The following is a 14389-nucleotide window of genomic DNA, read 5'->3' on the forward strand; positions in this document are numbered from 1 at the left end:
CTAGCTGCTCCCATCTCGTTGCGCGTCATCCGCGCGATGCCGTGCAATCTGCCCGGCAAGCGACTTCGCCCGATGCCCGATGTCGGTCTCCGGTGGGAGTCTGCCTGCGAGAACTTCCGCGATGAACAAGCTGTACAAGTCGTCGTGGATGCCATAGTCCCCTGGCGCCAAGGCCGAGATAATGGGGCTGCGGTGCGGGCGCTTCGCCCCATCGGCCCCACCGAATCCCGACCGGCGATTCGCGCGAACGCCTCGCTCATCGAGCACTCGGTTCAGGCCGATCTGTCGACGGCTGCGTTCGAGCCCGCCGGGAGTCATTGCGAAGGTGGCGTCCACGAACATCGCAGCATCCAGGAGGAATTGCGCCAGGTCGGGCTTGCTGTCGAAGATTCGGTTCCACATTTCTTTGATCTGGGGCCAGATCCCATCACTATCGAGTTCATACATGACTAGCGCGTACCCCGCGAGGTCCATCACCGTGATGATCGGCTCCACTGCGAACGTTGTCTGCGTTCGCGCCCCCGCCTTGTTGAGATCGGCCGCGATGCGAACGCGTGCTTGATCCATCTCGAGAACGCACGCGGTATACATCTTCAGACCCCGGGCGGTATCGCCGCCGATTATTGCGGTGAACGCCCCATTGACAACGAACTGATACAGCTGGCCGTACAAGTCCGGCTCGCGGGGGTCGAACTTCTCGTTCCACAGGTCGGGCAGTAGTTCTGCGAGGCGCTCGACCATGGCGGTGTGCTCGTCGGCTGCATCAAACGGCGACTGCGTGCGCTCGGGCCAGCCTTCGATGCTCGTGTTCGAATTGCAGTACGACTTGAGGTGCGCTTCGGCCCGCCGGATGATCTTTTCGTGGAACTCGATCTTGTCGAACAGCTCTAGGGATGCCATTCCGGTCACAGCAGCGAGGTCAGGTCGATTCTGGGCCCTGAACAGGTCGACCTGTTCCACAGTTCGATCCTTGACTCGCTCTAGCACGCCAGCTTCAGTTGCCAGTAGCGCTTCGGACATGCTGCGGGCGGCGAGGTGCGCAATCCACCATGTCGGCGTGATGCGGCGACCCTCGAGTCTGAGCTCACGTTCAATCGCCAGTGAGAACTTCTCCACCATCTGCCGGGTTTCAGTAGGGAGGTCACCGCGGTACAGCACATCTGGATTGGCGATTGCCGCTTCAAGGTCTGCCGACAAGTCTGTCGCGGCGATGCGCTCCGCCGCGTTTGACAGCCCGAGAAGCATGAACGCGAGCGGCTGCAGGAGGCTCTCGGCAGCCGCCATCTGATTGAGCCTCACCTCGTAGTCATCCGCGTCGCCAGCAGCAACGTGGGAGGTCATGGTCACTCCAGATACGGCGTCGTCCCAGGCCGTCTCGATGGTGACGGCTTCGTCGATCTGCAACCGGGCGGTGAGGTTGCCTACGAGTCTTGCGACGGACCCCGAAACCGAAAGTGCGTTCGCGCCGGCTTGCGAACTGAACGCGATGGCGAGCGTCGTACGCAGCAGCCGTGCGGCCTTGGTTTCGAGCCACAAGTAGTCAGGCTGAAGTTCTGGGGGTGTGCCTGCCGAGGTCAGCAGCGCCATTTCGAGGCGGGTGTGGTCGACCGTGAGCCAGTTCTGATGGCGAGGCACGCGGTCCCACCAATTCGAGTCAGTGGGGATCCGGTATTTCACCGCAGAGTAGTTGCTGACAATCCAGATCAATTGCGTGGTCAGATCCACCGGCGCCGACGCGCTTCTAAGGCTCTGCGTGGAGAGCATCTCGACCACGTGTTTGAATGATGCGAGTGCTCGGTAAGCGTCGAGATGCGAGTCCGTTTGTCGTTGCGCCAATGATCGCGTCTTGGGTTCGGTTGCCACGCGGATGCTGACCACGATCTGCTGCAGCAGTGGTGTGGATAGCCGCGACGGATCGAAGTAGTCAAACAGGTGCTTCGTGACCACCACGAGGCCTACAGCGGTCAGGGCCGTGAATACGCCGAGAACCGCGAGCGTCAAGCCCGTGACCTCGTAGCCGAGCGTTCGCGAGACGAGCACGGTGACGGCAGCGGTCGTCGTGAAGATGAGCACTCTGAGGTATGTCTCGCTTGAGCGTTCGCGAATGAACAGATCGCGAACTACACCTGGGACGGATCTGTATATTGTCGAGGCGACTACGCCCACCGTCGTGTAATAGAGGCCGAGGAGTGTGGCCGCGATGGCGGCGGTCGTGCCGACGAAGACCGAAACGGGATCCTGCAGATCCGCCGCCGTGGTGGCGAAGATCTGTTGGTCGACGCCCCAGGAGGTTCCGCGCATGATCGTGCTGACGAACTCGACCGCGGCGACACCCACGATCGCCACAGCGATCGGGCCGAAGCTTCGCCTCGCGAGAACCCATCCAGCCGTCGAGGCACCACGGAGGTCTGTGTACCGAGACCGCAATCTCGCCGCGCGAGCCTGCAAGCGCCGCTTCACTTCGATTCGGCGTTGACGGCGCTTCCAGAAGCGAGGTGTGCCTAGATGGCGCAACCGCCACGCCACCATGCGACTCATACGATCACCTGACTACGCCCACGTTGCCCGTGCACGCCAACGTAGCGTGAGGCGGGCGCATTCAACCTGCACCGTCGGCTAAATAGTGCACTTTCATCTCGCTTCAACATCGCCCTCACATCGGTTCGCCGCGCGTAAATAGGACTGCCCCAGTATCGATTGATGGTCTCGCTCCCTGGTCCGTCTCCGTCGTTCTGATCGTCGTCGATTTCGCAATCGGCGGCGCGCGGCGCGACCTCGCTTCCGCGGTTCACTCGCTGGCCCGGTATTCCTCCGCTGCCGGCTCGAGGGTGAACTCGAGGACCTCGACGTGCTGCTCCTTGAGCGCGTCGAGGACTTCCTGGGGTGTGGCGCGGAAGTACTCGCGGCGCAGGTTGATCTTGTTGAGGCGTCGGTCGGCGAAGCGCTGGTGGAGGTTGGTCTCGAGGGTGACGGCGTCGTCGGCGAAGAACAGGGCGTGGACGTCGAAGCGGAACGGCACGGATGCGTCGCCGAGCTCGTTGACGCGGTCCATCGGCTCGAGGCGGCGTGTCAGGCCGATCTTGACGACGTCGGGGCCGAACGCGCCGATGTTCGAGATGACGTACACGTAGCCGGCGCGGGCGTTCGCGGCACGGTAGTCGACGTCGGCGATGGCCTTGTCGGTGTCCGCGAGCTTCTCCTTGAGTCGCGCGGCTCCTTCGAGGTCACCCTTGGCTTCGAGGGCGGCGAGCGCGTTCTCGTAGTGGGAGCGTTCCTTCTCGAGCTTCTCGCGTGCGGCCTTGAGCTCGGCCTCGACCTTGCGCTGCTCGCGCAGCTCCTCACGATGCGCCCGCTCGGCCTCGCGCTCGGCCTGGAGGGCCTGCATGTGGCGGGCCGCGAGCTCCAGCTCCTTGAGCCGCAGCCGGTGGTACGGGGCGGTGATGGACAGGTTGATCATCGTGCCGAGCTTCTCGACCTGCTCCATCGACTTCGTCAGCCTCTGTTGCGCGGAGGCCAGGTTGCCGGCCTTGACGGTCTTGACGCAGTTCTCCGCCTCCGCGTTGTACGAGCGCAGCATCAGCTTGGACATGTCGTTCACGAACCTCTCCCCCTGCTTGGCAGAGTTGTTGAACGTGAAGTTCGACGACGCCGACGTGGCCCTCTTCGCGGCCACGAGCTGCTTGATCTGCACGCGGACCCCCGCGAGTTCGGTGGCGAGCGTCACAGACGATTCGGCGGGGTGCTCGTAGTCGTAGATGCCGAATTCCTGCATGGACGCGGCTTGACGCAGGTTGACGAGGTCTTGCTCCGCGTCACGCTTCTGCGCATCGGCGAGTTGCTGGGCCGCTTGCGCGCCCGCGAGGTCGGCGCGCGCCTGCGAGATCTGGGCGATGACTTCCAAACGTGCGGCGTCGAGGTCTGCGATCTCCCCCAGCCCGTGCTTGTCGATCAGCCCCTGGAGGCGGTCATTCTCCTCCTGAAGGCTCTTCGCGTGCTTGCGGGCACCGAACAGCGGCACCTTCCGCTCCTGGCCCGTCACGCCCGCGCTGGTCGGAGCGACTGCAACGTACGGATCGACGCTCTGCGTGCCCTTCGTGAAGACATGGTCGGTCCACGACGACCCGTTCCAGTACCGCTTCTCGTGCCGCTTCGTCGGGTCGGCATACCAACCCTCAGCCATCTGCGCCATTGCTCGATTCCCCTCAGTATCAGCAGTGATACTCACGATCGTATGTGCGAAGTCCGACACCCCGCCACAATCCAAACGACGCAGCGGCGGAACCTCGCACGCACGATGCAATCCGGACAGACGTCCCTCTCGGTCGACCCGAGAAGGTCGGCGCGGCAGGCCACGACCGTCGACCGTTGCCGGTTGCAGCGCCTCCACTACGGGAGCAGCGTGTCGATGGCGTTGTCGAACGCCGACGGGGACCTCACGACCCACCTGCGCGCGCTTGTGAGGGTGACCGCGATGACGCAGATGTCCGCGGCATGGACGCCAGGCGCACACTCCACGACGAGCTCCTCTACGTCCGCGGAGTCGCGAAGCACTCGGGCGGTCCCCTCCGCCGCGAACCAGCCGTCCGCGATCGGTCCGGCCAGCGTGACCTCCGGCCACAGCTCTATCTCCGCAGCCTTGCGCGACGTCGCACCCGTCAACACCATCACATCTGGCCCTCCGCGGCCGCCGAACAGCCGCACGGGCCTTGTCCGGATGCCCCGACCGGCCACGCGGCTGGTGAGCAGCCAGGCCTCGTGCGACTCCGTCAGCAGCTCCCGCACCGCCTCGCGCCTCGCGGCGGCCGTCACTCCGGTCCGCCCCAGCGCCGCGTGGACTCCCACAGTGGGCCAGGCGGGGCTCGAACCCGCGACCGATGGATTATGAGTCCACTGCTCTAACCGGCTGAGCTACTGGCCCGAGGCCTCGGGGAGGCCGCCCGACAGTCTAGCGACGCGCCGGGCCGACACCCGCGCGCCCCGCACCCGGGGAATGCCTCGGACCCGAATCGACTTGCACCTGGGGTGGCCGCAACCGCGGCCGACGACGATTCGACGAGGAGAAGCCATGAGCATGTCCGACCGCGCAAGCAACGCCGCCGAGGATCTCAAGGGCAAGGCCAAGGAGGGCGCCGGCAAGGCGACCGGCGACGAGCAGATGGAGGCCGAGGGCAAGATGGACCAGCTCAAGGCCGGGGCCAAGGACAAGGTCGAGGACGCGAAGGACGCCGTCGCGGCCAAGTTCAACGAGGCCACCGACAAGGACTGACAGGCGAAGAAGGGCGACTCTCGACCCCCGGATTGGTCATCAGACCCCTCCGGCATCCGGTAGAGTATTCCTCGCCTTCCTCCGTAGCTCAATTGGCAGAGCAGCCGACTGTTAATCGGCAGGTTACTGGTTCGAGTCCAGTCGGGGGAGCCATCCAGGGCCGGTCCTCCTCGAGGGCCGGCCCTTCTGCTTGCCCGGGTGAGGCACCCGGAGGAGCTACGTCGTCAGCCCGTAGCCGTCGCCCCACTCCCACTGCCGCCGGTCCGCGCGGGCGTCCAGCGCATCGGCCGCCGCGTTCCGGTAGGCCGTCATGAGGCGCGCGTACTCGCGCCGCTCGGCGCGGTTCACACGCGGCTCCGACGCGATCCCCCACGCCACCGCGACGAACCCCACGAACAGCGCCGTGCCGTTGTGGAACACCGCGGCCCACGTGAGCAGCAGCGGCGCGACCAGGATGAGCAGCGGCGAGCGCTCCCACCACGGGCGCAGCGCGCCCTCGTCCCGCATCGCATGCCGGATCTGGCGCCTGGCGTGCCTCATGAGCGCCGCGAGCCTGATGTCGCGAAGGCCCCGGATCGACGGCACATCGACAGGATCGAGCGCCGCGACATCGTGTCGCGCCCGCTCCTGGATGATGAGCACAGCGTCCACCCTTCGGAACCTAGCAAAGTGCGGCGCGCGGTTCCAGAGTTCGGGCGCCGAAGGTCCGCACCAGGGACGATGCGGCGGCGGGGCTATCCCCCGAGCGCCACGGTGCCGTCCGGGTCGAGCGGCCAGAACGGGTTCATCGCGAGCTCCCACACGTGGCCGTCGGGATCCGCGACGTAGCCGCTGTATCCGCCCCAGAAGACCGCCTGGGGACGCTTGAGCTCGGTCGCCCCGGCCGCGAGCGCCTCCGCGAAGACCTCGTCGACCTCCGCCTCGGTGGCGTAGTTCTGCGCGAGGGTCATGGCTCCCGTGCCGAGCGTCGCGCCGGGCCGCGCCTGATCCTCCGCGAGGTCCGCGAGCCCGAACAGCGCGATCAGCGTGCCGTTCGCCTGGAACATCACCAGCCCGCCCTCACGGTCGACGCGCTTCCAGCCCCACGCCTCGTAGAACGCGAGCGCGCGATCCATGTCCGCCACCCCTAGGGTCACCAGCGATATCCGCGGTGCTGCCATCACGGCCTCCTCGTGTCTCCCTTGGAGGCTACGCGCGGGGTCCGACATCGGGGGCCCGGCCGCGCGGGACCCGCGCTCAGGCGTTCTCGCGCAGCTCGCGTCGGCGCGCCTCGATGCGGATCATCTCCGCGAACGCCTCCTGCGCGACCTCCGACCCCGCGCCTGCACGCTGCATGCGTCCGCGCAGGTCCGCGATCTTGCGCGTGAGCGCGTTGTCGAGCAGCCGCGCGAGCACCGAGCGCGCGTACACGCCCGACTCGGCCGGCTTGTCATGCGGGAGCGGCGTCACCGCGAGCTGCGAGACGAGCGGCGCGAGATCCGGACCGGCCTGCTCGACCACGGCACCCACCCAGTCGGCAGGCGCCTCCGACGGTCCGCCCGCCGCGGCCACCGCGTCGAAGACCTGCGCGTACTGCGGGGTCACGTAGGAGTCACGCGCCAGCTCGCGGTAGATCCCGAGCGCCTGCGCGTCCTCGGCGATCGCGCGCTGCGCCTGGAGCAGGACGCCGAGCGACAGCGCCTCGGCGCGCACGACGGGGTCGCGCGGGTTGGGGCGTGCCACCGTGACGGTCGCGATCTGACCCGTCTCGGGGTCCATCGGCGGCGGGCCGTCGTCGTAGGGCGGGGGCGCCTGCGACGGGCCGGGCGCGCCGCCTCCCGGCGCGGGACGTCCCGGGGACGATGCGCCGCTCCCCCGCTGCCCCGCCTGGGACACCGCGCGGAGGACGTCCGCGGGCTCCATGCCGAGCCAGCCCGCGAGCCGGCGCGCGTACTCCGGTCGGATCGCGCGGTCACGGATCTGCGCGACGATCGGCGCCGCGGTGCGCAGCGCAGCCACGCGACCCTCGGGGGTCTCGAGGTCGTGCGAGGCGAGCGAGGCCTTGATGACGAACTCGAACAGCGGGACGCGACGCTCCATGAGGCGCTTCACCGCATCGTCCCCATCGCGCTGACGGATGTCGCACGGGTCCATGCCCTCGGGGTCGACCGCGACGAACGTCTGGGCGAGGAACTGCTGGTCGAGCGCGAACGACTTGAGCGCGGCGTTCTGCCCGGCCTCGTCGCCGTCGAACGTGAAGACCACCTTGGCGCCGTGCGCGCCGACCTTGAGCTGCGTCTGGCCGGTGTCGCCCATGAGCCGGCGCACCACCTTGACGTGGTCCTCGCCGAACGCCGTGCCGCACGTCGCGACGGCGTTGGTGACGCCCGCGAGGTGGCAGGCCATCACGTCGGTGTAGCCCTCGACCACCACGGTGGTCCGCTCGGAGCGGATCGATCCCTTCGCGAGGTCGATGCCGTAGAGGACGTGGCTCTTCTTGTAGATCTGCGTCTCGGGGGTGTTGAGGTACTTGGGGCCCTGGTCGTCGTCGTGCAGACGACGCGCGCCGAATCCGATGACGTCCCCGGTGACCTCGCGGATGGGCCACACGAGCCGTCCGCGGAAGCGGTCGTAGACGCCGCGCTGGCCCTCGGAGACCAGGCCCGACGCCTTGAGCTCGGGCTCGGTGAAGCCGTTCTTGCGCAGGTGGTCCGTGAGGTGGGACCAGCCCTGCGGCGCGTACCCGCAGCCGAACATCTCCGCCGCCTCGCGATCGAAGCCGCGTTCACGCAGGAAGTCGCGCGCGATCCGCGCCTCCGGGCTTGCGAGCTGCGCTCGGAAGAAGTCGTTCGCCACCCGGTGCGCCTCGAGCAGCCGGCGGCGCATGTTCGCACCGGACTCGGAGCCGCGGCGGCCGCCCGCCTCGTAGCGCAGGGTCACGCCCGCGCGCTCGGCGAGGTACTCGACCGCCTCCGCGAACGGCAGCCCGTCCATCCGCATGACGAACTCGATGACGTCGCCGCCCTCACCGCAGCCGAAGCAGTGCCAGCGGCCGGCGGCCGGGCGCACGTGGAAGGAGGGGGAACGCTCGTCGTGGAAGGGGCACAGGCCCTTGAGGGAGCCGACGCCGGCGGACTTGAGGGACACGTGCTGGCCGACGATGTCCTCGATCGGCGCGCGCTCGCGGACCGCCGCGATGTCGTCCCTGTTGATCGTGCCCGCCACGCGCACAGACTACTCGGGCGCGCCGCCCGGCCCGCGCATCGCCCACCGTCCCGGTCCACGCCGTGTCACCGGGTGGCGCTAGGCTGGACGCGCACCCCCAGGAAAGGACGCTGTTGTGAGAGTGGACGCATTCCTCGCCGATTCGGCCGAGGTCGTGCAGAACAAGATCTACGCGCTCGGCGCGGGGTGGAACATCATCTTCGTCAACGGCTTCCCGGCCGTGCACCGCCGGCTGTCGGTGGGCGCGATCGTGCACGTCCCGTTCACCGAGACGAACCGCTCGCACCAGTTCGAGCTCAAGCTCCTCACCGAGGACGGCGTGGAGTACCCCATCGGCATCCGTCCCGACGCCGAGGGCAAGCCGGCCCCCGTGCGCGCCATGGGCGGCGAGTTCACCGTGGGCCGTCCCGCCCACCTGGTCGACGGCGACGAGCAGGTCGCCAGCTTCGCGTTCACCATCGACGGACTGCGCTTCGACAAGCCCCGCCTCTTCTCGTGGGTCATCAGCGTGGACGGCGAGGAGATGACCCGCCTGCCGATGCGCGTGCAGCAGGCGGCTCAGCGCGCCTAGTGGGCATCTACACCGGGGTCGTCTACCCCCTGGTGCTGGTCGTCTGCGCCGTGCTCGCGATCGTGGGCCTTGCCACCCTTGCGTGGCCCCGCCTGCATCGTGCCCTCAAGCTCATCACGCCGGCCGCGTTCGTCGCGGCCGGCGTGCAGGCCGTCACGGTCGTGGCACTGCTGCTGACAGGCATCGACGCGGACATGATCCTCGCGCTCGGCTACCTCATCGCGTCCGTGGCGCTGCTCGCGCTGCTGGGGATCGGCAGGCTCGGGACGCCCGAGGCCGCGGCCGGCGACCCCGATCCGAACCGGCCCGTCCTGTCCCCCCTTCAGATCGCGCGCGTCGACGCCGCCGCGGCGGCGATCGTCGCGATCGCGCTGGCGGTGGTGTCGTGGCGCGTCTACGTCATCCTGGAGACCGCCGCATGAACCCCGTCGCGCGCATCTCGCTCATCGTCGCGTACGCCGTCCTCGCGCTCGCCGCGCTGGGCCGTTCGAGCTACCAGATCTCGACGAAGCTCTCCGAGGCGCCCGTGCCCTACCTGGTGTCCGGCGTCTCCGCGCTGCTGTACCTGGTGATCGCGATCGCGCTGTGGAGGCGGTGGGCGGGCGTCGCGCTCGTCGGCACCGCGATCGAGCTCGCCGGCGTGCTCGTGGTCGGGACGCTCGGCTACGTCGAGCCCTCGTGGTGGGCGGACGAGACCGTGTGGACCGGCTACGGCTCCGCGTACGGCTGGGTGCCGCTGCTGCTGCCGCTCGCCGCGCTCATCCTGCTGGTGCGGGAGCGCCGCGCTCGAGCGGCCCGCGCCGTCGCATCGTCCACCGCACCGTCCGCTGCCACGACGGGAGACGCCCGATGACCGCCGCCCCCGAGCCCGCCGTCGAGACGCGACGCCGCAGCCCGCTGTCGCTCGCCCTCAACGTGGTGCGGGGCGCGATGATCGGCACCGCCGAGACCGTCCCGGGCGTGAGCGGCGGCACCGTCGCGCTCATGACCGGCGTCTACGAGACCCTGCTGACCTCCGCCGGCCACCTCATCGGCGGCGTGCGCCTCGCGCTGACGGACGGGCTCCGTGGTCGGGGCCTCGCGCGGGCGCACGAGCAGCTCTCGCACGTCGCGTGGGCCGTGGTGATCCCGATCGGCGTCGGCATGGTCCTTGCCCTGGTCGGCATGGCGCACGTGATGGAGGGCCTGCTCGAGGACCACCCGGAGACGATGCGCGGGCTGTTCCTCGGCCTCGTCGTCGCCTCGCTCGCGGTGCCGTTCCGCCACTCGCGCGCCTCGGCGTCGAGTTCCGGCCGCGCGGGCGCATGGGGCGTGCGCGAGTGGGTGCTCGCGGCCGTCGCGGCCGTGGCGGTCGGGATCGTGGTCTCGCTCCCCGGCGGCAACCTCTCCCCCGAGCCGTACATCCTGGTCCCCGCCGGCGCCCTCGCGGTGTCGGCGCTGGTGCTGCCGGGGCTGTCCGGCTCGTTCCTGCTGCTCACCATGGGTCTGTACGAGCCGACCATCGCCGCGCTCAACGACCGCGACCTCGGGTATCTCGCGCTGTTCGCGACGGGATGCGCGATCGGGCTGGTCACCATCGTCAAGGTGCTGCAGTGGCTGCTCGAGCACCACCGCCGCGTGACGCTCGTCGCGCTCACCGGCGTGATGGCGGGATCGCTGGTCGCGCTGTGGCCGTGGCAGGACGCGGACGGTGCTCGCGTCGCGCCGTACGGGTCGCTCGCGGGGCCCGTCATCGCCTTCGCGGTGGGCGCGCTCGTGGTGGTCGCGACGCTGGTGATCGAGCATCGGATCACGGGCGGGGTCGAGCTTCCCGAGCCCGCGCCCGCGGACGAGGACTGAGCGCGCTCAGCGCCTCCGCGCCACGTAGCGGTGGTGCCAGTCGTACGCCGACTTGTCGGTGAGGGACGCCACCTGGTCGATGACCACCCGCTTGCGCGCCGCATCGTCCGTCGCGTCGCGGTGCATCACGGCGAAGTGCGGCTCGAGCGCCTCGTCCCCCAGCTCGACGAGCGCCCCAACCAGGTCCGTGAGCCGCTGACGCTGTTGGCGGTAGGCGGCCTTCTTCTCACGCGGCGCCATGAGGAAGTGCACAGCGATGCCCTTGAGCATGAGGATCTCGTCGGCGAGGTCCTCGGGGATCACCAGCTGAGCGTGGTGGCGCGTGTGGGGCCCGTCGCCGTACGCGACGCTCGTCGCCTCGGCGACCGTCCCGACCACGCGGCCGATGAGCTGGCTGGTCATGTCCTTGAGCGCGGCGAGAGCGCGGTGGGAGCCGTCGTACTCCTCCATCCACCACGGCTCCGCGCGCAGCCGGTCGAGCGCGGCGATGAGCGCCTCGGGCTCGCCCCGGCCGTACCACTCGCGCGCGTGGTCAGCGATCTCCCTGGCACGGCCCGGGTCGCGCAGCACCCCCAGTGAGACCGTGTGATGAACCACGGAGTCCTCGACGTCGTGGACCGAGTACGCGATGTCGTCGGCGAGGTCCATCACCTGCGCCTCGAAGCTCTGGCCGCGCTCGGGCGCGCCCTCGCGCAGCCAGCGGAACACCGGCAGGTCGTCGTCGTAGACGCCGAACTTGCGCGTGGGGCTGCCGTCGGGACGCGTGGGCGTCTCGGGCTCGCGCCACGGATACTTGACGCTCGCGTCGAGGACGGCGCGCGTGAGGTTGAGTCCCACGCTCTCCCCGGTCTCGGGGTCGAAGGACTTCGGCTCCAGGCGCACCAGCAGGCGCAGCGTCTGGGCGTTGCCCTCGAAGCCGCCGATGTCACGGGACACCTCGTCGAGGGCGCGCTCGCCGTTGTGACCGAAGGGCGGGTGGCCGAGGTCGTGCGCAAGGCATGCCGCGTCCACCACATCAGGGTCGCAGCCGAGCACCTTGCCGAGGCTGCGGCCCACCTGCGCGACCTCGAGCGTGTGGGTGAGGCGCGTGCGTACGAAGTCGCCGGTGCCCGCGCCGAGGACCTGTGTCTTGGCGCCGAGGCGTCGGAGCGCGCTCGAGTGGACGATGCGCGCGCGGTCGCGTTCGAACGGCGTGCGCTGGGCCTGCTTGGGAGGCTCCTGGACGTATCGCTGCACGTCGGCTGCGGCGTAGCCGGGCGGAGGCGCGGTCATACCTCGACTCTAGCGGGCACGATGCGGTGGTCTGGGGAGGTGTGGCGCGGCGTCCTAGCCGGAGGGCCGCAGGTGGAGCTGGACCAGGCCCGGGCCGTAGCGCGCGACGCGTTCGACCGTGAGCTCGGTGGGGTGGGTGGAGCCGGCGAAGAGCGCGACGCCTGCGCCGAGGACCGTCGGCATGAGCGTGACGACCAGATGGTCGAGCAGCCTCTGCTCCAGGGCCTCGCGGACCATCATCGCGCCGTCGATGTAGATGTCCTTGTCTCCGGCATGCTCTCGCGCCCGGGCGAGGAGCTCTGCGAGGGAGCCGTCGACAGCGGTCACGGACGGGCGGGCGTGCCCCAGGTCACGGTGCGTCGCGACCAGCATGGGGATGTCGCGGTAGGCCCACTGGTCGAAGCCGGCAGCGACGTCGTAGGTGCGCCTCCCCATGAGGATCGCACCGACCTGGTCGAGGAAGGGCTCGAAGTCGAGCGGCTGGTCGGTGTCGGCGGAGGTCCAGGGCTCTGCGCCGATCGGGGCCCTCTCGGCGGTCCTGTCGAGCCAGGCGAGGTCGTCGGCGGGGCCGGCGACGAATCCGTCGAGGGACATCGCGAGGTAGGCACGTACCTGGGTCATGGCTTCACGGTAGTGCGGGGGTGTGACAGGGGTGGGGTGGGGATCGAGAGGGCTGTCGAAGGGAGCAACTCGTGAATGCACCCGCAGGGATGTGCGCCACGCATGGTCACCCAGTGCGCCTTGCCAGGACCTGCTGGCGCGCGGTGTTTGATTGAGGGGTGCACAGCTACAGCCTGGTCTTCGCCAGTTTCGTGGGAGAGCGCGACGGCGTGGCGCTCGAATTGCATGACGACTTCGGCGAGGTCGTTGCCGAGGTCTTCCAACCGGACGGATCGCAACGCGGCGAATTTCGAATGGCGCATGATGCCGCGATGCCGTTCGAGGTTGTCGAGTGGTTCCTTGCCCAATCCAAGGCACACCTAGGCATTTCGACGACCGGGAACACCAGCCGTCCCGATTAGTCCGCGCCCAACCCGCTGGCCCAAGGACATCCCCGTGTGTCCGGTGCCGCTACTAGCAGCCCGGTGTCGAGCGTCGCACTGCGGGGAGGTGATGTCCCCGGCCTGGAAACTGGTGTCGTTTTCCACATCTACCAGGGTGGATATCGGGGGGTGAGTGTCAGACTCCTCGTGTTGACTGGTGTCATGACCTTCCCGGTAGAGGTGATCGACGCGGCGCGTGAGGCGCTCGCGCCGTTCGCGCGCTGCGACCTGGGGGCGCTGTCGGAGGCCGAGCTGGCGGCCGTGCTGGAGGTGACGGCGCGGTTCGCACGTCTGGCCGCCCTGCCGCATGCTGCGGTGGCGGCCGAGGTCGCCCGCCGCTCCGATGCGGCCAAGGGCGGGGGCATGGCACGTAAGCACGGACATCGGAACGCGCACCAGATGGTCGCGCAGGGTCAGGGCGGCACGGGAGGACAGGCCCGCGACGCGATCGAGGCCGGCACGCTGCTGGCCGCTGACGGGGGCGGGGCGGGGCGGGGGTCCTCGCCGGTGGCGACCGCGGTGCTCGCCGGCGAGCTGTCGACGGCGCAGGCCCGCCTGATCGTGGAGACCCTGGACCAGTGCGACGGCGCCGGCGAGGCGCTAGCCAACACGCTCGTCGCGTCCGCGCGACGGCTGTCGCTGGCGGACCTGCGCAAGGCGTGCACGGATGTGGTCGCGCGGTGGGATGTGGACCGGTGGCAGGAGCGTCAGGACCGTCAACGCCGCGAGCGGTACCTCAACGTCACCGAGCAGGCCGACGGGATGGTGAACCTCAACGGCAGGCTCGATGCCGCGTCGGGTGCGGTGGTGAAGACCTGGCTGGATGCGCAGGTCTCGGCCGGGTTCGCCAAGCGCCGCGACGAAGGCCTCGGACCCGCCGATCCGGGTGAGGCCGGACGGATGCGCGTCGACGCGCTGGTGGACCTCGCCCGACATGGGATGCGCTGCACCGAGCCCGGCTCCGGGGTATCCACCACCGTCGTGGTCCGTATCGACGAGCAGGCGCTGCGCACCGGCGTCGGGCTGGGCTCCTGCGACGCGATCGGCGTGCCCCTCAGCCCCGGCGACGTCCGCCGCCTCGCCGTGGACATGCAGATCCTGCCCGTCGTCCTCGGCACCGGCTCCCAAGCACTCGATGTGGGCTACGCCAAGAGGTTCTTCACCCCCGCCCAGAGGATCGCCCTGGCCGAGCGC

Annotated in this window: 15 protein-coding genes and 2 tRNA genes; 8 read left to right on the top strand and 9 right to left on the bottom strand. The window is 69.2% G+C overall.

Annotation, left to right across the window (positions count from 1 at the left end; translation table 11 throughout):
- The 4 genes from AOM06_RS05885 to AOM06_RS05900 form a co-directional block, all read right to left on the bottom strand.
- On the bottom strand, positions 1-2346 hold the full coding sequence (locus AOM06_RS05885) for a hypothetical protein (protein ID WP_062303807.1): 2346 nt from the start codon (positions 2344-2346) through the stop codon (positions 1-3).
- 442 nt (positions 2347-2788) lie between these two features.
- Positions 2789-4249: an SNIPE associated domain-containing protein gene (locus AOM06_RS05890; protein ID WP_228372868.1), complete on the bottom strand. Its 1461-nt coding sequence runs from the start codon at positions 4247-4249 to the stop codon at positions 2789-2791.
- 137 nt (positions 4250-4386) lie between these two features.
- Positions 4387-4782 carry a pyridoxamine 5'-phosphate oxidase family protein gene (locus AOM06_RS05895; protein WP_169747726.1) on the bottom strand — a complete coding sequence of 132 codons (396 nt, stop codon included), beginning with the start codon at positions 4780-4782 and terminating at the stop codon, positions 4387-4389.
- 62 nt (positions 4783-4844) lie between these two features.
- Positions 4845-4918: transfer RNA gene (locus AOM06_RS05900), tRNA-Ile, on the bottom strand.
- A gap of 147 nt (positions 4919-5065) precedes the next feature.
- On the opposite strand from AOM06_RS05900, the gene AOM06_RS05905 reads away from it, so the two are divergent.
- Together AOM06_RS05905 and AOM06_RS05910 are read left to right on the top strand one after the other, a co-directional pair.
- Positions 5066-5266 carry a CsbD family protein gene (locus AOM06_RS05905; RefSeq protein WP_062303809.1) on the top strand — a complete coding sequence of 67 codons (201 nt, stop codon included), beginning with the start codon at positions 5066-5068 and terminating at the stop codon, positions 5264-5266.
- A 77-nt stretch (positions 5267-5343) separates the two neighbouring features.
- Positions 5344-5419 (top strand) — tRNA-Asn (locus AOM06_RS05910).
- A 63-nt stretch (positions 5420-5482) separates the two neighbouring features.
- Here the strand turns inward: AOM06_RS05910 and AOM06_RS05915 are convergent.
- The 3 genes from AOM06_RS05915 to dnaG all read right to left on the bottom strand — a co-directional run bounded on the left by AOM06_RS05915 (position 5483) and on the right by dnaG (position 8470).
- The gene (locus tag AOM06_RS05915) at positions 5483-5917 is read right to left on the bottom strand and encodes a hypothetical protein (RefSeq protein WP_062303810.1); all 435 of its coding nucleotides are present in this window, start codon (positions 5915-5917) and stop codon (positions 5483-5485) included.
- Positions 5918-6000: 83 nt separating this feature from the next.
- Positions 6001-6426 (bottom strand): VOC family protein, encoded by a 426-nt coding sequence (locus AOM06_RS05920; protein ID WP_062303811.1) that lies wholly within the window; start codon positions 6424-6426, stop codon positions 6001-6003.
- A gap of 76 nt (positions 6427-6502) precedes the next feature.
- Positions 6503-8470 (bottom strand): DNA primase, encoded by a 1968-nt coding sequence (gene dnaG / locus AOM06_RS05925; protein WP_062303845.1) that lies wholly within the window; start codon positions 8468-8470, stop codon positions 6503-6505.
- A 115-nt stretch (positions 8471-8585) separates the two neighbouring features.
- On the opposite strand from dnaG, the gene AOM06_RS05930 reads away from it, so the two are divergent.
- Genes AOM06_RS05930 through AOM06_RS05945 form a run of 4 tightly spaced genes read left to right on the top strand, consistent with a single transcriptional unit; the run spans position 8586 to position 10880 of the window.
- The gene (locus tag AOM06_RS05930) at positions 8586-9041 is read left to right on the top strand and encodes a DUF6941 family protein (RefSeq protein WP_156159019.1); all 456 of its coding nucleotides are present in this window, start codon (positions 8586-8588) and stop codon (positions 9039-9041) included.
- Positions 9041-9463, top strand: coding sequence for a hypothetical protein (locus AOM06_RS05935; RefSeq protein ID WP_062303813.1), 423 nt, complete (start codon positions 9041-9043; stop codon positions 9461-9463). The genes AOM06_RS05930 and AOM06_RS05935 overlap by 1 nt, the downstream gene beginning before the upstream one ends.
- Positions 9460-9894, top strand: a complete 435-nt coding sequence (locus tag AOM06_RS05940; RefSeq protein ID WP_062303814.1) for a hypothetical protein — start codon at positions 9460-9462, stop codon at positions 9892-9894. The genes AOM06_RS05935 and AOM06_RS05940 overlap by 4 nt, the downstream gene beginning before the upstream one ends.
- The gene (locus tag AOM06_RS05945) at positions 9891-10880 is read left to right on the top strand and encodes a DUF368 domain-containing protein (RefSeq protein ID WP_062303815.1); all 990 of its coding nucleotides are present in this window, start codon (positions 9891-9893) and stop codon (positions 10878-10880) included. Before AOM06_RS05940 ends, AOM06_RS05945 begins: the two co-directional genes overlap by 4 nt.
- Before the next feature lie 6 nt (positions 10881-10886).
- On the opposite strand, the gene AOM06_RS05950 is transcribed toward AOM06_RS05945, so the two are convergent.
- Positions 10887-12152, bottom strand: coding sequence for a deoxyguanosinetriphosphate triphosphohydrolase (locus AOM06_RS05950; protein ID WP_062303816.1), 1266 nt, complete (start codon positions 12150-12152; stop codon positions 10887-10889).
- A gap of 54 nt (positions 12153-12206) precedes the next feature.
- On the bottom strand, positions 12207-12773 hold the full coding sequence (locus AOM06_RS05955) for a dihydrofolate reductase family protein (protein WP_062303817.1): 567 nt from the start codon (positions 12771-12773) through the stop codon (positions 12207-12209).
- A 158-nt stretch (positions 12774-12931) separates the two neighbouring features.
- On the opposite strand from AOM06_RS05955, the gene AOM06_RS05960 reads away from it, so the two are divergent.
- Both AOM06_RS05960 and AOM06_RS05965 read left to right on the top strand, forming a co-directional pair.
- On the top strand, positions 12932-13174 hold the full coding sequence (locus AOM06_RS05960; RefSeq protein WP_062303818.1) for a hypothetical protein: 243 nt from the start codon (positions 12932-12934) through the stop codon (positions 13172-13174).
- Positions 13175-13357: 183 nt separating this feature from the next.
- Positions 13358-14389: DUF222 domain-containing protein (locus AOM06_RS05965; protein WP_062303819.1), on the top strand; the 1032-nt coding region annotated here is incomplete at its 3' end.

Origin of the sequence: Demequina subtropica (assembly GCF_000971235.1) — a bacterium.
GTDB lineage: Bacteria > Actinomycetota > Actinomycetes > Actinomycetales > Demequinaceae > Demequina > Demequina subtropica.